The organism is Streptomyces durocortorensis, assembly GCF_016901035.1.
Taxonomy (GTDB): domain Bacteria; phylum Actinomycetota; class Actinomycetes; order Streptomycetales; family Streptomycetaceae; genus Streptomyces; species Streptomyces durocortorensis.
On record NZ_JAFEUF010000080.1, the window covers coordinates 1 to 23,121 of the forward strand.

The 23,121-nt window shown below is 71.3% G+C and carries 20 protein-coding genes; 11 read left to right on the forward strand and 9 right to left on the reverse strand.

Translation table 11 applies throughout. From position 1 onward, the window contains the following. Positions 1 to 138: 138 nt before the first annotated feature. Complete coding sequence (locus tag JS521_RS17240; protein ID WP_205083872.1) at positions 139 to 1,122, forward strand: ArsR/SmtB family transcription factor; 984 nt, start codon at positions 139 to 141, stop codon at positions 1,120 to 1,122. A gap of 173 nt (positions 1,123 to 1,295) precedes the next feature. After that, positions 1,296 to 2,345, forward strand: coding sequence for a glycoside hydrolase family 6 protein (locus JS521_RS17245; protein WP_205083873.1), 1,050 nt, complete (start codon positions 1,296 to 1,298; stop codon positions 2,343 to 2,345). 19 nt (positions 2,346 to 2,364) lie between these two features. On the opposite strand, the gene JS521_RS17250 is transcribed toward JS521_RS17245, so the two are convergent. The 5 genes from JS521_RS17250 to JS521_RS17270 form a co-directional block, all read right to left on the reverse strand. Then, positions 2,365 to 3,153 carry an ArsR/SmtB family transcription factor gene (locus JS521_RS17250; RefSeq protein ID WP_205083890.1) on the reverse strand — a complete coding sequence of 263 codons (789 nt, stop codon included), beginning with the start codon at positions 3,151 to 3,153 and terminating at the stop codon, positions 2,365 to 2,367. Between the two features lie 103 nt (positions 3,154 to 3,256). Continuing rightward, positions 3,257 to 5,212, reverse strand: a complete 1,956-nt coding sequence (gene glxA / locus JS521_RS17255; RefSeq protein WP_205083874.1) for a radical copper oxidase GlxA — start codon at positions 5,210 to 5,212, stop codon at positions 3,257 to 3,259. A gap of 3 nt (positions 5,213 to 5,215) precedes the next feature. Continuing rightward, positions 5,216 to 7,033, reverse strand: a complete 1,818-nt coding sequence (locus tag JS521_RS17260) for a glycosyltransferase family 2 protein (protein WP_205083875.1) — start codon at positions 7,031 to 7,033, stop codon at positions 5,216 to 5,218. A 180-nt stretch (positions 7,034 to 7,213) separates the two neighbouring features. Beyond that, positions 7,214 to 7,510 carry an MTH1187 family thiamine-binding protein gene (locus JS521_RS17265; protein ID WP_069736995.1) on the reverse strand — a complete coding sequence of 99 codons (297 nt, stop codon included), beginning with the start codon at positions 7,508 to 7,510 and terminating at the stop codon, positions 7,214 to 7,216. Beyond that, a complete protein-coding gene (locus JS521_RS17270; RefSeq protein ID WP_030579910.1) occupies positions 7,507 to 7,857 on the reverse strand; it encodes a DUF3817 domain-containing protein in 351 nt (116 codons plus the stop codon). Before JS521_RS17270 ends, JS521_RS17265 begins: the two co-directional genes overlap by 4 nt. Positions 7,858 to 8,091: 234 nt before the next feature. On the opposite strand from JS521_RS17270, the gene JS521_RS17275 reads away from it, so the two are divergent. From JS521_RS17275 to JS521_RS17290, 4 genes are all read left to right on the forward strand, one after another. Further along, on the forward strand, positions 8,092 to 8,724 hold the full coding sequence (locus tag JS521_RS17275) for an AIM24 family protein (RefSeq protein ID WP_205083891.1): 633 nt from the start codon (positions 8,092 to 8,094) through the stop codon (positions 8,722 to 8,724). After that, the gene (locus tag JS521_RS17280) at positions 8,724 to 9,374 is read left to right on the forward strand and encodes an AIM24 family protein (RefSeq protein ID WP_205083876.1); all 651 of its coding nucleotides are present in this window, start codon (positions 8,724 to 8,726) and stop codon (positions 9,372 to 9,374) included. The genes JS521_RS17275 and JS521_RS17280 overlap by 1 nt, the downstream gene beginning before the upstream one ends. A gap of 54 nt (positions 9,375 to 9,428) precedes the next feature. Further along, positions 9,429 to 10,202 carry an AIM24 family protein gene (locus JS521_RS17285; protein WP_205083877.1) on the forward strand — a complete coding sequence of 258 codons (774 nt, stop codon included), beginning with the start codon at positions 9,429 to 9,431 and terminating at the stop codon, positions 10,200 to 10,202. Between the two features lie 150 nt (positions 10,203 to 10,352). Then, on the forward strand, positions 10,353 to 10,829 hold the full coding sequence (locus JS521_RS17290; RefSeq protein WP_010060134.1) for a MarR family winged helix-turn-helix transcriptional regulator: 477 nt from the start codon (positions 10,353 to 10,355) through the stop codon (positions 10,827 to 10,829). A 34-nt stretch (positions 10,830 to 10,863) separates the two neighbouring features. Here JS521_RS17290 and JS521_RS17295 read toward each other — a convergent pair whose 3' ends face one another. Beyond that, positions 10,864 to 12,324 carry a sensor histidine kinase gene (locus tag JS521_RS17295; protein WP_205083878.1) on the reverse strand — a complete coding sequence of 487 codons (1,461 nt, stop codon included), beginning with the start codon at positions 12,322 to 12,324 and terminating at the stop codon, positions 10,864 to 10,866. Beyond that, the gene (locus JS521_RS17300) at positions 12,321 to 12,983 is read right to left on the reverse strand and encodes a response regulator transcription factor (protein ID WP_205083879.1); all 663 of its coding nucleotides are present in this window, start codon (positions 12,981 to 12,983) and stop codon (positions 12,321 to 12,323) included. The genes JS521_RS17295 and JS521_RS17300 overlap by 4 nt, the downstream gene beginning before the upstream one ends. 119 nt (positions 12,984 to 13,102) lie before the next feature. Here JS521_RS17300 and JS521_RS17305 point away from each other — a divergent pair, with 119 nt between their 5' ends. Then, complete coding sequence (locus tag JS521_RS17305) at positions 13,103 to 13,876, forward strand: PepSY domain-containing protein (RefSeq protein ID WP_205083880.1); 774 nt, start codon at positions 13,103 to 13,105, stop codon at positions 13,874 to 13,876. An 81-nt stretch (positions 13,877 to 13,957) separates the two neighbouring features. On the opposite strand, the gene meaB is transcribed toward JS521_RS17305, so the two are convergent. Together meaB and JS521_RS17315 are read right to left on the reverse strand one after the other, a co-directional pair. Then, on the reverse strand, positions 13,958 to 14,926 hold the full coding sequence (gene meaB / locus JS521_RS17310; protein ID WP_205083881.1) for a methylmalonyl Co-A mutase-associated GTPase MeaB: 969 nt from the start codon (positions 14,924 to 14,926) through the stop codon (positions 13,958 to 13,960). A 40-nt stretch (positions 14,927 to 14,966) separates the two neighbouring features. Next, positions 14,967 to 16,142 carry an acetyl-CoA C-acetyltransferase gene (locus tag JS521_RS17315; RefSeq protein WP_205083892.1) on the reverse strand — a complete coding sequence of 392 codons (1,176 nt, stop codon included), beginning with the start codon at positions 16,140 to 16,142 and terminating at the stop codon, positions 14,967 to 14,969. 175 nt (positions 16,143 to 16,317) lie between these two features. On the opposite strand from JS521_RS17315, the gene mce reads away from it, so the two are divergent. The 4 genes from mce to JS521_RS17335 all read left to right on the forward strand — a co-directional run bounded on the left by mce (position 16,318) and on the right by JS521_RS17335 (position 23,119). Further along, a complete protein-coding gene (mce, locus tag JS521_RS17320) occupies positions 16,318 to 16,746 on the forward strand; it encodes a methylmalonyl-CoA epimerase (RefSeq protein ID WP_205083882.1) in 429 nt (142 codons plus the stop codon). A gap of 199 nt (positions 16,747 to 16,945) precedes the next feature. After that, positions 16,946 to 20,872: a polarized growth protein Scy gene (gene scy / locus JS521_RS17325; RefSeq protein ID WP_205083883.1), complete on the forward strand. Its 3,927-nt coding sequence runs from the start codon at positions 16,946 to 16,948 to the stop codon at positions 20,870 to 20,872. A 210-nt stretch (positions 20,873 to 21,082) separates the two neighbouring features. Continuing rightward, positions 21,083 to 22,021 (forward strand): coiled-coil domain-containing protein, encoded by a 939-nt coding sequence (locus tag JS521_RS17330; protein WP_006127615.1) that lies wholly within the window; start codon positions 21,083 to 21,085, stop codon positions 22,019 to 22,021. An 84-nt stretch (positions 22,022 to 22,105) separates the two neighbouring features. Beyond that, positions 22,106 to 23,119: an ABC transporter ATP-binding protein gene (locus tag JS521_RS17335; RefSeq protein ID WP_205083884.1), complete on the forward strand. Its 1,014-nt coding sequence runs from the start codon at positions 22,106 to 22,108 to the stop codon at positions 23,117 to 23,119. Positions 23,120 to 23,121: the final 2 nt, after the last annotated feature.

Sequence of the window (23,121 nt, forward strand, 5' to 3'; positions counted from 1 at the left end):
GGGTACGGGGTGTGTCCTCCGGGGCGGGGCTGTCGGTCGCCATGGGACGAGACTGGGGCCCGAGCCCCCTCCCTCCGTAGACTTTCGGCTCAGCGCGAATGTTGAGCCCCACGACGGATCCACGGCGGAAGGAGAGGCGTGCCGTTCCAGCTGCACTTCGGCGAGAGCGACCTGCTGCGCTGCCGGTTCGCGCTCTCGCCGCTCTTCGAGACCCAGGAGGCCGTGCGCACCCTGGCCCGTCGCCACCGGCACGGCTACCACCTGCCCTGGCTCCGGCGGATCCGTACGGCGGCCGCCGCCCTCGATCTCGAACCGCTGTGGCTGCTGATGCCGGACGGCGGCCACAACCCGGACTTCATCTGCCCGCCGCCGATCGGCCCGTTCGCCACCTTCGACGAGGAGATCGCGGGCGTCCGGGCGGTCGACCCGGAGGTGGCGTGGGCGGACATGGCGCTGGCGCTGGCGGAACGGCCCGGTGCCCGGGACTCCGCGACGGGCCGGCGCCTGCTGGCCGACCCGGCACGGGCCGTGCGCGAGCTCGCCGATCTGCTGGAGCAGGTCTGGCGGACCCTGATCGAGCCGTACTGGCCCCGGCTGCGGGCCCTCCTGGAGGCGGACATCGCCTACCACTCCCGCCGACTGGCGGACAGCGGCCTGGAAGGGCTGCTGGGCGAGGTGAGCAGCCAGTTGAGCTGGAACGGTTCGACGCTCACCGTGAAGGGGACGCGGGGCGACCACCACCAGGTGCTGGGCGGCCAGGGGCTGGTGCTGATGCCGAGCGTCTTCGTCTGGCCCGAGGTGGTGGGCGGCCACCTGGAACCCTGGCAGCCCGGGCTGATCTACCCGGCGCGCGGGATCGGCGGGCTGTGGAGCGAGGCCGGGGAGCGGACGCCGGAGACCCTCGCCCGGCTGCTGGGCCGGGCCCGGGCCGATGTGCTCTGCGCGCTGGACGAACCGGCCGGGACGAGCGCGCTGGCACACCGGCTGGGCCTGGCCGCCTCGTCCGTGTCGGCCCATCTGTCCGTGCTCCGTGGGGCCGGACTGCTGACCTCGCGGCGTTACGGACACCAGGTGCTGTACGAGCGCACACCGCTGGGGATCGCGCTGGCCGCCTCGGAGTGACGGCGCGCCCGCGTGCGCACGAAACGCGCGCGGCCCCACGGAAGCTCAGGAATCCTGCGGGCGTACGTACAGACGCGTCACGGACGGTGTCGCGCCACCACTCCCTGTAACCACTATGTCACGATTGCCCTGTTTCTCCGTGTCCGTGAGCCACCGCCGTCCGAGGGGTCTGGATGTCCGGCCGCAGCATCGTCCCGCGCGCTCTCCCCCGTACCGTCCACGTCCTGGCCGCCCTCGCCCTGGCGACCGTCCTCACCGCGGGGTGCTCGACGCCCCAGCCGCGCGTCACCGGGGCCGCCGAGGAGGGGGGCGAACCCGTCCGGGGAGAGCCCGCCCCGAGCGCGGCCTCCCCGTACTGGGTCGACCCGGACAGCGACGCGGCCCGCCAGGTGCGCGCCTGGGAAAAGGAGGGGCGGGACGCGGAGGCGAAGATCCTGCGGCGGATCTCCGAGCGGCCGGTGGCCGACTGGCCCGCGTGGGACGACCCGGCCCCGGAGATCCGGGCCGCCGCGAGGTCCGCCGCCCGGACGAAGAAGACCATCCTGCTCGTGGCGTACAACATCCCGCACCGCGACTGCGGGCTCTACTCCGCGGGCGGCGCGAAGGACGCGGACGCCTACCGGTCCTGGATCGGGGAGTTCGCCGACGCCATCGGAGACGCGCCCGCGACCGTGGTCCTGGAGCCCGACGCCCTCCCCCACATCACGGACGGCTGCACCCCGCCCGAGCACCACGCCGAGCGCTACCAGCTCCTCTCCGAGGCGGTGGACACGCTCAAGGCCCGGCCGAACACCCGGGTCTACCTGGACGCGGGCAACCCGGACTGGATCGACGAACCGGCCAAGATGGCGCAGCCGTTGCGGCAGGCGGGCGTCGACCGGGCCGACGGCTTCTCGCTGAACGTCTCCAACTTCCAGTCGAACGACAGCGTGAAGACGTACGCGGGGCAGCTCTCCGACGCGGTGGGCGGCTCCCACTTCGTGATCGACACCAGCCGCAACGGCAACGGCCCCCTGTCCGGGGGCCGTGACGAGGCCTGGTGCAATCCGCCGGGCCGGGGGCTCGGCACGCCCCCGACCACCGACACCGGCGACGACCGGCTCGACGCCTACCTGTGGATCAAGCGGCCCGGCGAGTCGGACGGCCCCTGCCGGGGCGGCCCCGAGGCGGGCACCTGGTGGCCGGATTACGCACTGGGGCTGGCGCGCCGCGCGAAGGCGTGAGCGAGGCCCGAGCCGCGGCTCAGGCGTGGGCGCCGGACATCTCCCAGGGGGCCTGCGGCAGGACCTCGCCGGTCTCCAGCATCGACTTGAGGTTGGCGAGCACGGCCGGCCAGCCTGCCGAGATCTCTGCCCGCATCTTCTGGTCGCGGAGGTTCTCGTGGGTCACGGTGAGGCGGACGATGTCCTGATGAGGCTCGACGAGAAAGGTGACGACCGAGGGCTCTCCCGGCGATTCGGCGTCGGGGGCGTCGTCGAAGGTGATGACCAGCCGGGACGGGAACTCGGTTTCCAGGACGCGGCCCACCACGTCGGCCTTGCCCGAGCCGTCGGTTCGCCGGTGTTCCCAGGCCGAGCCCGGCTGCCAGTCGGAGACGTTGGCGTGTCCCCAGTAGCGCGCCGTCAGATCGGCGTCGGTCAGTGCTCGCCACACCTGCTCGGCACCGGCACGGATGTAGGTGACGTAGACGTAGTCCGGCACCGGTGTGGGTTCGTCGGTCATGGCGTACTCCTCTGCCTGGTGCTTGATGGCGTTGATCGCGTGCAGGCGGGGTTCGTCGAAACTGGAGATCCAGCGCGCCCCGATCTCCTGGATCGGGACCGGGTTGAGGTAATGCAGCCGCTCCCGGCCGCGCCGAACGGCGGTGACGAGGTTGGCCTGCACGAGGATGTTCAGGTGCTGTGTCACCGACTGGCGCGCCATGTCGAGGTGTTGGCACAGCTCGCGCAGCGTCTGCCCGTCGCACCCGCGCAACTGGTCGAGCAGAAGCCGCCGGGTGGGATCGGCCAGCGCTTTGAAAACCGAGTCCATCTCGATCGCTTCGAGGCTCACACTCAACATTATGCAGGCAATCGCCTGCCTATTGTCAAGAGCAACGGCTGACCGCGCCCTCCGCCCTCCAACCGTCCAACCGTCAGGCGACCTTGACCCACTTCGCCTCGGAGGGGACGCCATCGGTGTCCGTCACGAAGAGCATGTACCAGCCGGGCGGCACCAGCGTGGGGTCGTCCGGCACGGTCACGCTCACCTTGCCCTCGCCCTTCTTCAGGCCCAGCTCGATGGAGCGCTGCTCCACGTCGGTGGTGTGGGTGACGGCGCTCGGACGCATCAGCCGGGCGGTGGCGATCCGGTCCGCGTCGGCGCTCTCGTACGCGACCGTCGTGCCGCGCTCGGCGTCCTGGGGTCCGTTCCCGATCACCGGGCGCTTGTCCTTGCCGCGGTGCAGGGCGGGCGGGGTGTAGACCTCCATGCGCTGCTCGAACTTGCCGAGCTTGGTGTTGTCCTTGTCGCCGTAGAGCGAGTCGGAGCCGAAGGTCGCCACCCGTCCGTCGGGCAGCAGCAGCGCCTCGGAGTGGTAGTTGCGGCCCACCGTCGGCTCGGCGGCCTCCTTGAAGGTGTTGGTCTTCGGGTCGTAGGACTGCGCCTTCAGGATGTTGCTGGCCCCGCGGCCCCGGTAGTCCTCGGATCCGCCGCTGGTGAAGACAGTGTCGTCGGGCATGATCACGCTGTTCAGGTAGCGCGTGCCCTGCGGCAGGTCGGGGCCCGCCTCGAAGGCCGGGCTGTCCTGCTTCAGGTCGATGACGGCCGTGCGGGCCGTGGACTTCTTGGACTCGCCGACCCCGCCGCCGCCCAGCACCATCACCTTCTGGTCCTGCACGGGCGGCAGCATCAGCGAGGCCGCCGTCTCCAGCTGGTCGGTGTCGGTGAGGCCGGGGACCTTGGTGAAGGTGTTCTTCTTCAGGTCCCAGATCCCGGGCTCGCGCCCCTTGTCCGCCGGGCCGTAACCGGCGTTGGCCCCCGGGTAGAAGAGCTTGCCGCCCTTGGTGAGGAAGAGCGCCGGGTAGGTCGGGAAGTAGTGGAAGGGGCCCTTGCCCCACTTCTTGGTCTTCGGGTCGTAGATCTCGTTGTCGCCCGGCAGGATCGCGCCGACGTCGTCGAGACCGGAGACGGAGAGCACCCGGCCGTCCTCCAGGCCGACGAGCGTCGGATACCAGCGGGCCTCCTTCATGGGGTCGACCCTGATGTACTTCTCCGCCGTGGGGTCGAACTCGTAGGCGGCCCGGATCCCCTGGAAGTCCTGCTTGTCCATGGTGATCTTCTCGGCGAGGCCGTAGGAGTTCTTGGCCTCCTTGCCCTTCAGGCCGACGATCTCGTACTGGGCCGCGTCCGTCGCCACCGCGTCCGGTCCGTCGTCCACCGCCTCGACGAAGACCCGCTGTTCGGCGGCGGTCACCTTCGTCTTCCACGGCTTCATCTGGCCGGTCTCGAAGTAGTCGACCTCGAACTCGCGCTTGGCCTTGGGCACGGTGACGTCGAACTTCGCCTTGTACTCGACGCCGGAGGGCGAGCGGAAGACCGTGCCCTTCTTGAGCTTCAGCGGCTTGTCCGGGTTCTCGTTCTTGACCCGCATCCCGCCGCCGGCCCGCTCCACCTTGTCGTCCAGGACCTCGTAGCGCGCGGTGCCGCCGGCGATCAGCAGCCGCCCGTCCGGGAGCTGGGCGTGGCCGCCGCAGAAGAAGTCCTCGGGGGTGGGGATCTTCTGGAAGGTGTTCTCGGCCGGATCCCACAGCACGGTGTCGAAGGTGCCCTCGTCGAAGTGCTTCTCGTCGTTGCCGGAGCCCGCGACGATCAGCACCTTCCCGGTGTGCAGGAGCGCCGCGTGGATCGCGTTGGTGCGGTACTCCTTCGGGATGTTCACCTGCTCCCAGGAGCCGTACTCCGCCTTGTACGCCGGCTGGTCGATCTTGTACGCGTGGTACCTGTCCTCGGCGAAGGACAGGGCCGCGGGAGCGTTCAGCCCGGCGAGCAGCACCACCGCGCCGCCGCCCAGGAGCGTCTTCCTCATCTTCTTCGAGGGCCGGTAGGCCATGGGTCAGTTCCCTCCTGCGGTGGTGGTGGCGGTGGTGCCGGCGCTCGCCGTGGTCGTCGGCGGTGGGGCGGGGGCCGTGGTCGTGGTGACGTACGCCGGCTCGGACTGCGGGCGCGCCGGGACGGGGACGGCGCGCGCGGCCTCGGCACGCTTGTCCTGCCGCACGGTCCAGGCCCACACGGCGACCGGGGAGAGGGATATCGCGAGGCCCAGCGTCGCCCAGGTCCGCATCGCGACATGGGTGTGGTCGAGGTAGACGGACGCGGCGAGCGAGGAGAGCAGGAGGGCCGCCCAGGAGAGGTGGATACGGAAGGTGAGCAGCCGGTCCGGGGAGGCCTGGCCGCCCTTGGGCGTGACGACGAACCGGCCGTCCGTGCGCAGGACGGCCGAGCCGAGCGACTTCAGGTAGATCGGCGCGGAGAGCGCGGACATGGCCATGCCCGCGAGGCCGCCGGAGCCCTCGGGTTCGTGCGGCGAGACGTTGTGCCGGCGGTTCCAGAGGTACAGCCCGATCTGGAGGGCGGCGGCGTCGCTGTAGAGCATCAGCCAGATGGAGGCGGCGACCTGGGTGCCGGACGCCCCGAACCAGAGGAACAGCACACAGCTGAGGATGCCGAGCAGCCAGTTCACGGCGGTCATCGGGTAGTAGACGAGCATCAGCGTGTAGCTGAGGAGGCGGCCGGGAGGCACCCGGAACAGCGCCTTGCCGTACTGCTTGAACAGCGTCTCGTACGTTCCCCTCGACCAGCGCAGCTGCTGGGTGAAGAAGTCCGTCCAGGAGGCGGGGCCCTCGCCCACGGCGAGCACGTCGGGGGTGTAGACGGAACGCCAGTAGTGCCCGGTGCGCGGGTTGCGGCGGCGGTGGATCTCGAAGCCGGTGGCCATGTCCTCGGTGATCGAGTCGTACAGGCCGCCGACCTGCCGCAGCGCGGCGATGCGCACGACGTTGTTGGTGCCGACGAACATCGGGGCGCCGTAGCGGTTGCCCGCGCGCTGGATCAGGGCGTGGAAGAGGAACTGCTGTGACTCGGCGGCCTTGGTGACGGCCGAGTCGTAGTTCCCGTAGACCTGCGGTCCGACGACGAAGGCGACGTCCGGGTCGCGGAAGTAGCCCATCATCCGTTCCAGGAAGTTGGACATCGGCACGTGGTCGGTGTCGACGGAGGCGAAGAAGTCGTAGTCGCCGCCGTGCAGGGCGATCCAGGCGTTGTAGTTGCCGTGCTTCGTCTTCGCCTTGTGGACGCCCTTGTCGCGGTTCCACTCGGGAACCCCGCGCCGGGTGAAGTGGTGGACGCCCAGCTCCGCGCAGAGCATCCGGGCCCCGGGGTCGTCGCCCTCGTCGAGCAGCCAGACGTCCATCGGGCCGGAGTGGGTCAGGCGTACGGCGCCCTTGAGGGTGGCGCGGACCATGGCGAGCGGTTCCTTGCCGGGGACGTACGTGGTCAGGAACGCGACCCGGGTGCCGGGTTCGGGCGTCACCGGGACCGGATCCCGCGCGACGAGCGTGGCGTGCGCGATGGAGACCACGTTGACCAGCATGAACAGCTCGATCAGGGCGATCGACACCAGCATCACGGTGTCGGCGACGACCAGCCAGCGCTCCCCGTTCTCCCGCTCGGTCCAGTGCGAGGGCCAGACCAGGTACAGCAGGAGGATCCCGGTGAGCACCGGGGCGAGCGTCATCAGCAGGACCGCTCTTATTCGGTGCTTCTCCGTCGAGAGCAGGCTCTTGTACCGCACCCGGTACCCGGTCGGGTCCGGCTCGGTGAGCGGACCCGCGAGCCGGCTGTAGGTGTCGTAGTCGTAGCCCTCCGACCGCACCGTGCCTCCCACTGTCGAACGGGTTGATATCCCCACAGAAGGGGACGGCTAACGGTGTGTCGACTTGGCAGGTCCGAGTGAGCGGTTTTCGGTCCGGGACCGGAAAAGCCCCCGGCCGTGTGGCGCCGGGGGCTTTTCGGGTGAACGCGGTACGGGCCGCGCGGTCGGTGTGTCAGAGGGTCAGGAGCCCCCGAGATACCGCTCCACGGTCTCGACCTTCGAGGTCAGACCGTCGGTGACGCCGGGCCGGATGTCGGCCTTCAGTACCAGGGAGACGCGACCCGCGCGGGCCTCGACGGCGGCCACGGCGCGCTTGACGACGTCCATGACCTCGTCCCACTCCCCCTCGACGGAGGTGAACATCGCGTCGGTGCGGTTGGGGAGCCCGGACTCGCGCACGACCCGTACGGCGTCGGCGACGTACTCCCCGACGTCCTCACCGACACCGAGCGGGGAGACCGAGAACGCGACGATCATGCGCTGACCGTGCCCTCGCGGCGGGCGCGGGCCGCGATGACGCCGTCTGCCTCGTACTTCTTGAGGAGCTTGTCGCCGTAGAGCCCGCCGAAGGGGATGACGGCGAGGAGGAAGAAGAGCGCGACGCGCTTGAGCGGCCACTTCGCCTTGACCCAGACATCCAGCAGGAACACGACGTAGATCGTGAAGAGGACGCCGTGGATCATGCCGAGGGGCGGCATCAGGAAGTCGATGTCCGAGACGCGCATGAGCAGCGAGCCGAAAATGAGGAGCGCCGGGAAGGAGAGCGCCTCGGGAAGCGAGATGAGGCGCAGCCGGTGCAGGGCGGAAGCGGTCTTGATGTCCACGAGGGCACCTTCGGTGAGAGGGGCATGCGGGCTTGTGAACGCAGGCACAAGCCGCCCCCATTGTGGCATCGCGCCGGTACGTCCCCGGAGCCGGGGGCCACCGCGTGGTAGGGCCGCGCGTATCACCGCATATCAGGGCCGGTCCGGGTGCGCATCAGGGGAGCATCAGGGGCGTAACGGTTCCGCTGGACCTGGTACGGGCGCGGGGCGGCGGGCTACCGTCGTGGCGTGGCGATGTTCCGACTCCAAGGCAGCAAGACGCTCGCCGTCGATCTGACCGGCGACGCCGTCAAGGCGAAGAACGGCTCGATGGTCGCGTACGACGGCCGGATGGCCTTCAAGAAGATGTCCGGCGGCGGTGAGGGGCTGCGCGGCATGGTGACCCGCCGGCTGACCGGCGAGCAGATGACCGTGATGGAGGTGTCCGGGCAGGGCACCTGCTACTTCGCCGACCGGGCGAGCGAGATCAACCTGGTCTCCCTGCACGGCGACACCCTGTACGTGGAGGCGAGCAATCTGCTGGCCACCGATTCCGGGCTGCGCACGGGCACGACGTTCACCGGGCTGCGCGGCGGGGCGAGCGGCAACGGCCTGTTCACCACCACGGTGGAGGGCACCGGGCAGGCGGCGATCATGTCGGACGGGGCGGCGGTGCTGCTGCGGGTGTCGCCGCAGTATCCGCTGATGGTCGACCCCGGCGCGTACATCGCCCATCAGGGCCGGCTCCAGCAGAGCTTCCAGTCGGGCGTGAACTTCCGGACGCTGATGGGCGAGGGCTCCGGCGAGGCGTTCCAGATCCGCTTCGAGGGCGAGGGACTCGTCTACGTACAGCCCAGCGAGCGCAACACCGTCGGGGGCGATGTCTGATGCCGTTCCGCGAGATCAACTCCAAGATGGTCGAGGCCACGCTCGCCCCGGGCCAGAAGCTGTTCAGCCAGCGCGGCGCGATGCTGGCGTACCGGGGCGAGGTGTCCTTCACCCCGAACATCCAGGGCGGCCAGGGCGGCGTCGCCTCGATGATCGGCCGGCGGGTGGCGGGCGAGGCGACGCCGCTGATGACGGTCGAGGGGGCGGGCACGGTGATGTTCGGCCACGGCGGCCACCACATCCAGGTGATCAACCTGTCCGGCGACACCCTGTACGTGGAGGCCGACCGGCTGCTCGCCTTCGACGGGACGCTCCAGCAGGGCACGATGTTCATGGGCTCGCAGGGCGGGGTGATGGGCATGGTGCGCGGCCAGGTGACCGGCCAGGGCCTGTTCACGACCACGCTCCAGGGGCACGGCGCGGTCGCGGTGATGGCGCACGGCGGGGTGATCGAGCTGCCGATCACGCCGGGCCGGGACGTCCATGTGGATCCGCAGGCGTACGTCGCCCACCACGGGGACGTACGGAACAAGCTGTCCACGGCCGTCGGCTGGCGGGACATGGTGGGGCGGGGCTCCGGCGAGGCGTTCCAGCTGGAGCTGAGCGGGAACGGCGCGGTGTACGTCCAGGCGTCCGAGGAGAAGCTGTGAGCACGCCCGTGATCGAGGAGAAGCTGTGAGCACGCCCGTGGTCGAGGAGAAGTCGTGAGCACCCCTGTGATCTTCGATCCGATGACGCTGCCGTCGGACGACAACGTCAACTCCTACACCTTCTGCGTGGAGCTCAAGGGGAGCCGCTGGTTCCTGCAGAAGGGCAAGATGATCGCCTACTACGGGCAGATCAACTTCGACGGGATCGGGCACGGCCGGTTCGAGCGGCTGGTGCGGTCCAGCTTCCATTCGCCGCTGCACGCGAGCGACTGGGTGGTGGCCGAGGGCAGCGGGAAGATGCTGCTGGCGGACCGTGCGTTCGATGTGAACTCCTTCGACCTGGAGGACGGGAACCTGACCATCCGGTCCGGGAACCTGCTGGCGTACCAGCCGACGATGGCGCTGAAGCAGTCGATCGTGCCGGGGTTCGTGACGCTGATCGGCACGGGGAAGTTCGTGGCCGCGTCCAACGGTCCGGTGGTCTTCATGGAGCCGCCGCTGCGGGTGGACCCACAGGCGCTGGTGGGCTGGGCCGACTGCCCCTCCCCGTGCCACCACTACGACCACGGGTACATGACGGGCGTGATGGGCGGGTTCCGGTCACTGACGGGGATCGGCGGGACGTCGGGCGAGGAGCACCAGTTCGAGTTCGTCGGGGCGGGCACGGTGCTGATGCAGTCGTCCGAGGCGCTGATGGCGGAGCAGGCCACGGGCTTCGTGCCGAACGAGCCGGGTGTTCCGGGCGGCCCCGGCGGTGGGGGTCAACACGGCTCCACCCCGCGCATGCCCGGCCAGCTGGGGGACCTCCAGCGTCGCTTCGGCTTGTGAGCGGTAGTCTGCGGAGTGTGACGTCGAACGTCTGCGCCCAGCCGTCGGTGCTTGCCGACCGGGCTGTCGGCGGGCCGGGGGTGCCGGGGGTGCCGGTCGTCACACTCCCTCATTTCGTCCGGCTTTCAACTTCTTAGGTAGAATCCATATATGGAGACCGAGACGGCCACCCGCTGGCTGAGCGACGCGGAGCAGTGCGCCTGGCGCACCCACCTGGACGTCAGCAGGCTGCTGATGCACCAGCTGGAGAAGGACCTCCAGCCGTTCGGCCTGACCATGAACGACTACGAGATCCTGGTCAACCTCTCCGAGTCGGACGACCAGCGGATGCGGATGAGCGACCTCGCCGCCGCCACGCTCCAGTCCAAGAGCCGGCTCTCGCACCAGATCACCCGCATGGAGACCGCAGGTCTGGTCCGGCGTACGCACTGCGAGTCGGACCGGCGCGGACTGTTCGCGGTCCTCACCGAGCACGGCGCGGAGACCATGCGCAAGGTCGCCCCGCACCACGTCGACTCGGTGCGGCAGCACTTCATGGACCTGCTCTCCCCCGAGGCGCTCGCCGATCTGCACGCGGCACTGACCCCGATCGCGGAACACCTGCGGGGCAAGCGCGGCAAGCTGTAGCGGGCCGGGGCCGCCGAGGCCCTCGCTCGTCGCCTCACGCCGGGCGCGGCAGCCACAGCCGGAAGGCCGCGCCGCCCTCGTCCGCCCGGTGCACCGTCAGCGTTCCGCCGTGGCGGGCGGCGACGTCCCGGGCGATGGCCAGGCCCAGACCCGCGCCGCCGTCGTCCCGGCTGCGGGCGTCGTCGAGCCGGACGAACCGTTCGAAGATCCGCTCCCGCTCGTCCTCGGGTACGCCGTCCCCGTCGTCCCGGACCTCCACCCGCACGCCGCGCCCGTCGGCCGCCACCGACACCGCGACGCGTGCGTCGGCGTGGCGTTGGGCGTTGTCCAGCAGATTGCCGATCACCCGGGAGAGCTGCCCGCGCGACCCGTTCACCTCGTACGCGCCGCCCTCCGGGACCTCCACCGCCACCGCGATCCGGTCCCCGGTCCGCTGCGACACCTCCTCGCGGACCAGCGCGCCCAGCTCCACCGTCCCGCCGCCGGGCTTCTCCCCCGCGTCCAGCCGGGCCAGCAGCAGCAGGTCCGCCGCCAGCACCTGGAGCCGTACGGTGTCGGCGACCGCGCCCGGGAGGTCCAGCAGCTCCGGGTGGGCCTCGGCCACCTCCAGCTGGGTACGGAGCGAGGCGATCGGGGAACGCAGCTCGTGCGAGGCGTCCGCGACGAACCGCCGCTGCCGTTCCACGGACGCCTCCAGGACGGTGAGGGTCTCGTTCGTCGTCCGGGCCAGGGCCGCGATCTCGTCCCGCGAGTCGGGCTCCGGCACCCGGCGGGCGAGGTCCTCGGAGGCGGTGATGGCGGCCATCTCGCGGCGGATGCCCTCGACGGGCCGCAGTGCGCGCCGGGTCACCAGCCAGGTCACCCCGGCGACGACGACCAGCAGCACCGGCAGCCCGGTCAGCATGGCCCCGCGCACCGTGTTCACCGCCTCCTGTTCGGCGGCCAGCGGTGCGCCCGCGTACACGGTGAGGGTGATCCCGTCCGGGGTGGTCGCCTCGACGGCGGCGAAGCGGTAGTCGGCGGTGGTGCGGTCGACGGTGGCGGTGCCGTCGGAGAACTCCGGGTCGTCGTTGGAGACCTCGCCCCGGCCCGGCCGGCTGCTGTCGTCAGCCCCGTCATCGCCGCCGTCGTCCCCGTCGTCGTCATCGTCGCCGGGTGACGGGGTGGCGCCCGCCGAGGCCGAGGGCGCCGGGGCGACGCCCGTCGTGCCGGTGCCGGTGACGGCCCGCAGGTCCTTGGAGACGAGGACGACCCGGTCCTCCTCGTCGACCACCTGGACCGGGTGGTCCTCCTCGTCGTCCAGCTCCACCTCGCGGTACGGGGTGCCCGTGGCCAGCTCTCCGGCCACCTCGCGGGCCGCCACCTCGGCCTGGAGGTCGGCCTGGTCGATGAGGTTGGCCCGCAGGACCATCAGCACGGCGAGACCGGCCCCGATCAGGGCGACGGCGACGACCAGGGTGGCCCCGAGGGCGGCCCTGGCCCGGACGGACCTCACTTCGCCTCCAGCCGGTAGCCGGCGCCGCGTACGGTACGGATGGCGGCGGCGCCCAACTTGCGGCGCAGGGTGGAGATGTAGACCTCGACGATGTTCGGGTCTCCGTCGTAGGCGAAATCCCAGACGTGCTCCAGGATCTCCGCCTTGCTCACCACCTGCCCGGCGCGCAGGGCGAGTTGCTCCAGTACGGCGAACTCCTTCGCGGTGAGGGTGACTTCGTCCTCACCCCGGATCACCCGGCGGGCGGCGGTGTCGATGCGCAGGGAGCCGACGGTCAGGACGGGCGCGGCGGTCCCGGCCCCGCGCCGGCGCAGCAGGGCGCGGACGCGGGCGACGAGGACGACGTAGCTGAAGGGCTTGGTCAGATAGTCGTCGGCACCGGTGTCCAGACCCTCGGCCTCGTCGTACTCGCCGTCCTTGGCGGTCAGCATGAGGATGGGCACCTCGTGTCCGGCGGCGCGCAGGTTCGAGCAGACGCGGTAGCCGTTCATGCCGGGCAGCATGATGTCGAGGATCACCAGGTCGTAGCCGCCCTCGCTCGCCCGGTGCAGCCCTTCCAGGCCGTCGTGCACGACATCCACGGCGAAGCCCTCGGCGGTCAGTCCCCTGGCCAGGGACACCGCGAGACGCTTCTCGTCCTCCACGATCAACAGGCGCATGCGCACAGCCTCGCAAACTCCACCTGAAGAAGGCTTCAGGTGGCTTCAGGCTGCGTTCAGCATCGGGTCGGCAGTGTGGACCCCGTCAGCCAGCACAGCAGCTCTCGGGGAGGAACCTCATGAAGCGCAACGTCACCATCGCAGCGATCACCGCGGCCGTTCTGATCGGCGGCACCACCGCCGCCACCGTCGCCTTCGCGGACAGCGACGGGGACCGCGACGCCACGTCCACCAGGTCGGCGAGCAGCGTGAGCCTCGCCGACGACCGGGACGACCGGGACGACCGTACGGACGACGCTTCCGACGACCGGTCGGACGACCGCGCCCCGGCCGCCGGGAAGACCGCCCGGGTCACCCTCGACGAGGCCGTCGCCGCCGCACTGAAGAGCGTCCCGGGCACGGTCACCGAGGCCGGTCTCGACCGGGACGACGACGACCACAACGGCCGTGCGGTGTGGGAGCTGGACGTCCGCGGCTCCGACAAGAAGTGGCACGACGTCACGGTGGACGCCGACAACGGCAAGGTCCTGAAGACCCGCGACGACGACAACGACGACCGCGACGACCACGCGCCGCGCTCCTCCGCCGTCACCCTGAACGAGGCGGCCGCCGCGGCCCTGAAGACCGCGCCGGGCACCGTCACCTCGATCGACCTGGACGACGACGATGACGACGACAACGGCGGCCGGAGCAACGTCCTGCGCTGGGACGTCGACATCGACGGCAAGGACGGCAAGCAGCACGAACTGCGCGTGGACGCGAAGACCGGCAAGGTCACCGTGGACCGCGACGACGACGGCGACGACGACCGGGACGACCGCGCGGACGACCGGAACGACGACCGTGACGACAAGGGCGACGACCGAGATGACCGGGACGGCGACGACGACTGACGGGAGCCCGTACACGCCCCCCTTCACGAAAAGGCTCCCGGAGCGGCACACACGCCGCTCCGGGGGCCTTTCCCTATGTGCTCAGGCGCTTCCCGTCAGCCCCGCCACCAGCTCGTCCGCCGCCGCGTACGGGTCCAGGTCGCCCGCCACGATCCGCTCCGCCAGGGCGTGCAGACGGCGGTCGCCGCGCAGGTCGGCGATCTTCTCGCGCAGCGCGGTCACCGCGATCGTCTCGACCTCGTGGGCGGCACGGGCGGTGCGGCGCTCGGCCAGGACGCCGTGCTCCTCCATCCAGGCGCGGTGCTTCTCCAGGGCCTCGACGACCTCGTCCGTGCCCTGGCCCCGGGCGGCGACCGTCTTCACGATCGGGGGGCGCCAGTCGCCGGGGCCCCGGGACTCCCCCAGGCCCAGCATGTGGTTCAGCTCCCGGGCGGTGGCGTCGGCGCCGTCGCGGTCGGCCTTGTTGACCACGTAGACGTCGCCGATCTCCAGGATTCCGGCCTTGGCCGCCTGGATGCCGTCGCCCATGCCCGGGGCGAGCAGCACGACGGAGGTGTCGGCCTGGGAGGCGATCTCCACCTCGGACTGGCCGACGCCGACCGTCTCGACGAGGACCACGTCGCAGCCCGCCGCGTCCAGCACCCGGATGGCCTGCGGGGCGGACCAGGCGAGGCCGCCCAGGTGGCCCCGGGTCGCCATGGAGCGGATGTAGACGCCCGGGTCGGAGACGTGGTCCGCCATCCGGATCCGGTCGCCCAGCAGCGCGCCGCCGGAGAACGGCGAGGACGGGTCGACGGCGAGGACGCCGACCCGCTTGCCCGCCCGGCGGTAGGCCGAGACCAGGGCCGAGGTGGAGGTGGACTTGCCGACGCCCGGCGAGCCCGTGAGCCCGATGACGTAGGCGTGGCCCGCCAGCGGCGCCAGCGCGGCCATCACCTCCCGCAGCTGCGGGGACGCCCCTTCCACCAGCGAGATCAGCCGGGCCACCGCACGCGGCCTGCCTGCTCGTGCCTGCTCGACCAGCGTGGGGACGTCCACGTCCACGTTCACCGCTCCGTATCTCTTGCCTGGACCCGTACGCGTACGGGTGTTACTTGCCCGGAACGCGGATGATCAGCGCGTCGCCCTGACCGCCGCCGCCGCACAGCGCCGCCGCTCCGGTGCCGCCGCCGCGCCGCTTCAGCTCCAGGGCCAGGTGCAGGACGACCCGGGCGCCGGACATCCCGATGGGGTGACCGAGCGCGATCGCGCCGCCGTTGACGTTGACCTTGTCCGAGGTGACGCCCAGGTCCTTCATCGACTGGACGGCGACGGCCGCGAACGCCTCGTTGATCTCGATCAGGTCGAGGTCCTCGACGGTCAGGCCGTCCTTCTTCAGGGCGTGCCGGATCGCGTTGGAGGGCTGCGACTGGAGGGAGTTGTCGGGGCCCGCGACGTTTCCGTGGGCGCCGATCTCGGCGATCCAGTCGAGGCCCAGCTCCTCGGCCCTGGCCTTGCTCATCACGACGACCGCGGCGGCGCCGTCGGAGATCTGCGAGGAGGTGCCGGCGGTGATCGTGCCGTCCTTGGCGAAGGCGGGACGCAGCTTGCCGAGGGTCTCCACGGTCGTCTCGGCGCGGATGCCCTCGTCCTGCGAGAAGAGGACCGGGTCGCCCTTGCGCTGCGGGATCTCGACCGGGGTGATCTCCGCCTCGAAGAGGCCGTTCTTCTGGGCGGCGGCGGCCCGCTGGTGGGAGAGCGCGCCGATCTCGTCCTGGGCGGCGCGGTCCAGACCGAGGCGGCCGTTGTGCTTCTCGGTGGACTCGCCCATGGGGATGTTCTCGTGGGCGTCGGTGAGACCGTCGTACGCCATCGAGTCCAGCATCTCGATCGCGCCGTACTTGTAGCCCTCGCGGGACTTCGGCAGCAGGTGCGGGGCGTTGGTCATGGACTCCTGACCGCCCGCGACCACCACGTCGAACTCCCCGGCGCGGATGAGCTGGTCGGCCAGCGCGATGGCGTCGAGCCCGGACAGACACACCTTGTTGACGGTGAGCGCGGGGACGTTCATCGGGATCCCGGCCTTGATCGCGGCCTGCCGGGCGGGGATCTGGCCCGCGCCGGCCGTGAGCACCTGGCCCATGATCACGTACTGGACCTGGTCGCCGCCGATGCCGGCCCGGTCCAGGGCCGCCTTGATCGCCACACCACCGAGGTCGGCGGCGGAGAAGCTCTTGAGGGAGCCGAGGAGGCGGCCCATGGGCGTCCGGGCGCCCGCGACGATCACTGAGGTGGTGGTACCGGTCGTTGCTGGCATGGGCACGGCCCCTTGGGATCGGATGTGAACGAGGGTTTACCTGAATGTACTGAGCGGTACCGCGCCCGTCATCCGGCTACCGGTGTGACGGCGCGCACGTTGCGTAACCATGGCGGGAGCGCGGCACTCGATCCATGCTGAATCCATGTTGACGCGCATCGATCACATCGGAATCGCCTGCTTCGACCTGGACAGGACGGTCGAGTTCTACCGTGCCACGTACGGGTTCGAGGTGTTCCACTCCGAGATCAACGAAGAGCAGGGCGTCCGGGAGGCCATGCTCAAGATCAACGAGACCTCCGACGGCGGGGCCTCCTACCTCCAGCTCCTGGAGCCCACCCGCGAGGACTCGGCCGTGGGCAAGTGGCTGGCGAAGAACGGGGAAGGCGTGCACCACATCGCCTTCGGCACGGAGGACGTGGACGGCGACGCCGCGGCCATCGGCGAGAAGGGCGTCCGGGTGCTGTACGACGAGCCCAGGACGGGGTCGATGGGGTCGCGGATCACGTTCCTGCACCCCAAGGACTGCCACGGTGTCCTCACCGAACTGGTCACGAGCCGGGCGGACCACTGACCGCCGCATACCCGGCCCGGTAGAGTGGGCGGTTCCGGGCCGGGGCCGGGTCGGGGCCGTACCGCGTCCTCGTCGTTTGTCTGTCACCATTCCCCGGGGGGCCGCTCGTCGGCGATCCCCCCGTGTGCAGAGTCACGACAGGGTTGGGGTCTCCCCTGCTCGAAGAAGTTGAGAGCTCGGGGAAGGATGGGACCGCGCAGTGCGGGGCTACGAACGCCAGGAGAGCCACCGAGCTGAAGACGACCATCTCTCGCGGTTCGAAGCCGAGATGGACCGGCTGAAGACCGACCGGGAGAAGGCCGTCCAGCACGCCGAGGACCTCGGTTACCAGGTCGAGGTCTTGCGTGCCAAGCTGCACGAGGCCCGGCGCAATCTCGCCACCCGTCCCGCCTACGACAACGCGGACATCGGCTACCAGGCCGAGCAGATGCTGCGGAACGCGCAGGTCCAGGCCGAGCAGCTGCGCAGCGACGCCGAGCGCGAGCTGCGCGAGGCCCGGGCCCAGACGCAGCGGATCCTCCAGGAGCACGCCGAGCACCAGGCACGCCTCCAGGCCGAGTTGCACACCGAGGCCGTCCAGCGCAGGCAGCGGCTCGACCAGGAGCTGGCCGAGCGCCGCCAGACCGTCGAGTCGCACGTCAACGAGAACGTCGCCTGGGCCGAACAGCTGCGCGCCCGCACCGAGTCGCAGGCCCGCCGGCTGCTGGAGGAGTCCCGCGCCGAGGCCGAGCAGGCACTGGCCGCCGCCCGCGACGAGTCCGCCCGGCTGGCGGAGGAGACCCGTCGGCGGACCGGTTCGGAGACCGAGACCGCCCGGACCGAAGCCGAAGCGATCCTGCTGCGCGCCCGCAAGGACGCCGAGCGGTTGCTCGGGGCCGCCTCCGCCCAGGCGCAGGAGGCCACCAGCCACGCGGAGCAGCTGCGCTCCAGCACGACCGCGGAGACCGACCAGGCCCGCCAGCAGACCGCCGAGCTGAACCGCACCGCCGAGCAGCGCGTCTCGGAGGCGGAGACCCGGCTGCGCGAAGCCCGCCTGGAGGCCGAGAAGGTCCTCTCCGAGGCGAAGGAGGCGGCCGCCAAGCAGCTGGCCGCCGCCGAGTCGCAGAACGAACAGCGCACCCGTACGGCCAAGTCGGAGATCGCCCGGCTGGTCGGCGAGGCCACCAAGAGCACCGAGGCGCTGAAGGAGGAGGCCGAGCAGGCCCTCGTCGACGCCCGGGCCGAGGCGGAGCGGCTGGTCGCGGAGGCGGGCGAGAAGGCCCGTACGGTCGCCGCCGAGGACGCCGCCGCCCAGCTGGCGAAGGCGGCCCGCAGCGCCGAGGAGGTGCTCACCAAGGCCTCCGAGGACGCGAAGTCGACCACGAAGGCCGCGAGCGAGGAGGCCGAGCGGATCCGCCGCGAGGCCGAGGCCGAGGCGGACCGGCTGCGCGGCGAGGCGGCCGAGCAGGCCGACGAGCTCAAGGGCGCGGCCAAGGACGACACCAAGGAGTACCGGGCCAAGACGGTCGAGCTCCAGGAGGAGGCCCGCCGGCTGCGCGGCGAGGCCGAGCAGCTGCGCTCCGAGGCGGTCGCCGAGGGCGAGCGGATCCGGGGCGAGGCCCGCCGCGAGGCGGTCCAGCAGCTGGAGGAGGGCGCCCGCACCGCCGAGGAGCTGCTGACCAAGGCCCGCTCCGACGCGGACGAGCTGCGCACCAAGGCGAACGGCGAGAGCGAGCGGATCCGCACCGAGGCCGCCGAGCGGGCCGCGACCCTGCGCAAGCAGGCCGAGGAGACGCTGGAGCGCACCCGGACCGAGGCCGAGACGCTGCGGGCCGAGGCCGAGGAGCAGGCGACGGCCGTCACGGATGCGGCCGAGCGGGCCGCGGCCGAGCTGCGCGAGGAGACCGAGCGCGGCATCGCCGCCCGGCAGGCCGAGGCCGCCGACGAGCTGACCCGGCTGCACACCGAGGCCGAGGCGAAGCTCGCCGCCGCCGAGGAGGCGCTGGGCGAGGCCCGTACCGAGGCCGAGCGGATCCGCCGCGAGACGAACGAGGAGGCGGAGCGGCAGCGCGCCGAGGCCGCCGAGCGGCTGCGGGCGCTGACCGAGCAGGCCGAGGTGGAGGCCGAGCGGCTGCGTGACGAGGCCGCCGCGGACGCCGCCCAGGCCCGGGCCGAGGGCGAGAACGTCGCCGTACGCCTGCGGAGCGAGGCCGCCGCGGAGGCGGAGCGGCTCAAGTCGGAGGCGCAGGAGAGCGCCGGCCGGGTGCGCGCGGAGGCCGCGGCCGCCGCCGAACGGGTCGGGGCCGAGGCCGCCGAGGCGCTGGCCGCCGCCCAGGAGGAGGCGACCCGCCGCCGCCGGGAGGCCGAGGAGACCCTCGGCGCCGCCCGGTCCGAGGCGGAGCAGGAACGTGAGCGGGCCCGCGAGCAGAGCGAGGAGCTGCTCGCCTCCGCCCGCAAGCGGGTCGAGGACGCGGAGGCCGAGGCGCACCGGCTGGTCGAGGAGGCGGACGCCCGGGCGACCGAGCTGGTCTCGGCGGCCGAGCAGACCGCCCAGCAGGTACGGGACTCCGTCGCGGGTCTGCAGGAGCAGGCCGAGGAGGAGATCACCGGGCTGCGCTCGGCAGCGGAGCACTCCGCCGAGCGCACCCGTACCGAGGCGCAGGAGGAGGCGGACCGGGTCCGCGCCGACGCGCACGCGGAGCGGGAGCGGGCCTCGGAGGACGCGATCCGGCTGCGCCAGGAGGCGAACGAGGAGTCGGGCCGGCTGCGCCAGGAGGCGAACGAGGAGTCGGGCCGGCTCCGGCAGGAGGCGCACGAGGAGACCGAGGCCGCGAAGGCGCTGGCCGAGCGGACGGTCTCCGAGGCGATCACCGAGTCGGAGCGGCTGCGCACGGAGGCCGCCGAGTACAGCCAGCGGATGCGCACGGAGGCGTCCGATGCCCTGACGTCGGCGGAGCAGGACGCCTCGCGCGCCCGCGCCGAGGCCCGGCAGGACGCCAACCGGATCCGTTCCGAGGCGGCGGCCCAGTCGGACCTGCTGATCGGCGAGTCGACCAGCGAGAGCGAACGCATCCGCAACGAGGCGGCCCAGGCCTCCGAGCAGCTCGTCGTCGAGGCCACCACGGAGGCCAACCGCCGCCGCAACGAGTCCACCGAGCAGGCGGACCGGATGCTGGCCGAGGCGAACGCCGAGTCCGAGCGGCTGCGCGTCGAGGCGGCCGAGCGGCTCGGCTCAGCGCAGGAGCACGCGGCGCGTACCCACGAGGAGGCCGAACGGCTGCGCGGCGAGGCGGAGTCGGCGGCCGAGGAGCTGCGCTCGGAGGCCCGCCAGGAGGCGGACCGGGTGCTGGACGAGGCGCGCGAGGCGGCGGCCAAGCGCCGGGCGGACGCGGCCGAGCAGGCGGACCAGCTCATCAACAAGGCGCGGGAAGAGGCGCTGCGTACGGCCACCGAGGCCGAGACGCAGTCCGACACGATGGTCGGCGCGGCCCGCAAGGAGGCCCAGCGGATCACCTCGGAGGCGACCGTCGAGGGCAACACCCTGGTGGAGCGCGCCCGTACCGACGCGGACGAACTGCTGGTCGGCGCCCGGCGCGACGCGACGCAGATCCGGGAGCGGGCCGAGGAGCTGCGGACCCGGCTGGAGGGCGAGATCGAGGAGCTGCACGAGCGGGCCCGCCGGGAGACGTCCGAGCAGATGAAGACCGCCGGGGAGCGTGTCGACAACCTGATGAAGGCGGCGACCGAGCAGCGCGACGAGGCCGAGGCGAAGGCCAAGGAGCTGATGGCGGAGGCCAATTCGGAGGCGAGCAAGGTCCGTATCGCCGCGGTGAAACGGGCCGAGTCGCTGCTGAAGGAGGCCGAGGCCAAGAAGGCCGGGCTGATTCGCGAGGCGGAGAAGCTGCGGGCGGACGCCGAGGCCGAGGCCAAGGCGACGGTCGACGAGGGCAAACGCGAGCTGGACGTCCTGGTACGCAGACGCGAGGACATCAATGCGGAGATCTCCCGTGTCCAGGACGTGCTCGAAGCGTTGGAAGGTTTCGAGACTCCGACCGGGGGCGGGAAACCGGCCGGCGGTTCCGCGGGAGGCGCCAAGGCTCCGGCGGCGGCGGGCACCCGATCGGGGGGCAAGTCGTCGGAGCGGTGACCGAGCCGCGGCGTTCCGGGCGGCGGCCGATCCGCCGCGTGCCGCGCTTCGTCATGGACATTCAACCCTCTCAGTGGCAAGCACTCCGGGGGTCAGCCACTCAAAAGGGGTGTCATTCTCCAGATCAAACCGGCATCTTCACGCTGACACGCCGCAATGGCCCCTAGGATTCCCTCTATCACCTCACCGGTCTCATTCGACAGGAACCCCATGAGTGACCCTTCCTCCCCCTTCGGCTTCGAGCACGTGCGACGTGGCTACGACCGCGGTCAGGTGGACGACCGCATCGCCAAGCTCATCGCCGACCGTGACAGTGCCCTGGCCCGAATCACCTCTCTGGAAAAGCGCATCGAGGAGCTGCACCTCGAAACGCAGAACGCCCAGGCCCAGGTAAACGACGCCGAGCCGTCGTACGCCGGTCTCGGTGCCCGTGTCGAGAAGATTCTCCGCCTCGCCGAGGAGGAGGCCAAGGACCTGCGCGAGGAGGCCCGTCGCGCGGCGGAGCAGCACCGCGAGCTCGCCGAGTCGGCGGCCCAGCAGGTGCGCAACGACGCCGAGACGTTCGCCGCCGAGCGCAAGGCGAAGGCCGAGGACGAGGGCGTCCGCATCGTCGAGAAGGCCCAGGGCGAGGCGAACACGCTGCGCTCCGACGCCCAGAAGGACGCCCAGCAGAAGCGTGAGGAGGCCGACGCCCTCTTCGAGGAGACCCGCGCCAAGGCCGCCCAGGCCGCGGCCGACTTCGAGACCAACCTCGCCAAGCGCCGCGAGCAGTCGGAGCGCGACCTCGCGTCCCGTCAGGCCAAGGCCGAGAAGCGTCTCGCCGAGATCGAGCACCGCGCCGAGCAGCTCCGTCTGGAGGCCGAGAAGCTCCGCACCGACGCCGAGCGCCGGGCCCGCCAGACGGTGGAGACCGCGCAGCGCCAGGCCGAGGACATCGTCGCCGACGCCAACGCCAAGGCCGACCGGATCCGCAGCGAATCGGAGCGCGAGCTGGCGGCGCTCACCAACCGCCGCGACTCGATCAACGCGCAGCTGACCAACGTCCGCGAGATGCTGGCGACGCTGACCGGAGCGGCCGTGGCCGCCGCCGGCACCCCGGTGGAGGACGAGCCCGCCACCCGCGGTGTCCCGGCCCAGCAGAGCCGCTGACCCCGCAGCAGCGCCGTACCCCCGTGTGCGCCCGGTTCCGCCTTTGTGGTGGCGCCGGGCGCTCGGGCGTTCTAGCGTGTGCGCATGATCGAGCTCGAGGGACTCACCAAACGGTTCGGTAGCAAGATCGCCGTCGATCATCTGTCGTTTCAGGTCAGGCCGGGCATCGTGACGGGCTTTCTCGGCCCGAACGGGGCGGGCAAGTCCACCACGATGCGGATGATGCTCGACCTCGACCACGCGACCAGCGGAACGGTGCGCATCGACGGCAAGCACTACCGCGAACTCGAGGAACCGCTGAAGTACATCGGGGCGCTCCTCGACGCCAAGGCGATGCACGGCGGCCGCAGCGCGTACAACAACCTGCTGTGCCTGGCGCAGAGCAACCGCATCCCGAGCAGCCGGGTCGACGAGGTGCTCGACATGGTCGGGCTGACCGCGGTGGCGAAGAAGAAGTCCAAGGGGTTCTCCCTCGGCATGGGCCAGCGGCTCGGCATCGCGTCCGCGCTGCTCGGCGATCCCGAGATCCTGATGTTCGACGAGCCGGTCAACGGACTGGACCCCGAGGGCATCCACTGGATCCGCAATCTGATGAAGGCGCTGGCCTCGGAGGGCAGGACGATCTTCGTCTCCTCGCACCTGATGAGCGAAATGGCGCTGACGGCCGACCATTTGATCGTGATCGGCCAGGGCAAGCTGCTCGCCGACACCTCGATGGCGGACTTCATCCAGGAGAACTCCCGCAGTTACACGCGGCTGCGCTCCCCGCAGCAGGAACGGCTGCGCGACGTGCTGCACGAGGGGGGCTTCACCCCCGTCGAGACGGCGGGCGGCGTCCTGGAGGTCGACGACGCGACCACAGAGGAGTTGGGCGAGCTGGCGGCCCGGCACCAGGTGGTGCTGCATGAGCTGAGCCCCCAGCGGGCCTCGCTGGAGGAGGCGTTCATGCAGATGACCGCCGGTTCGGTGGAGTACCACGCTCATTCGGAGCGGGATCCGGCGGCGGAACCGCCCGCGGTGGGAGCCGGCTGGGGCGAGAACTGGAAGAAGCCCGCCGGCACCGACAGCACTGACGGCACCGACGGCAAGGGGGCGTGACG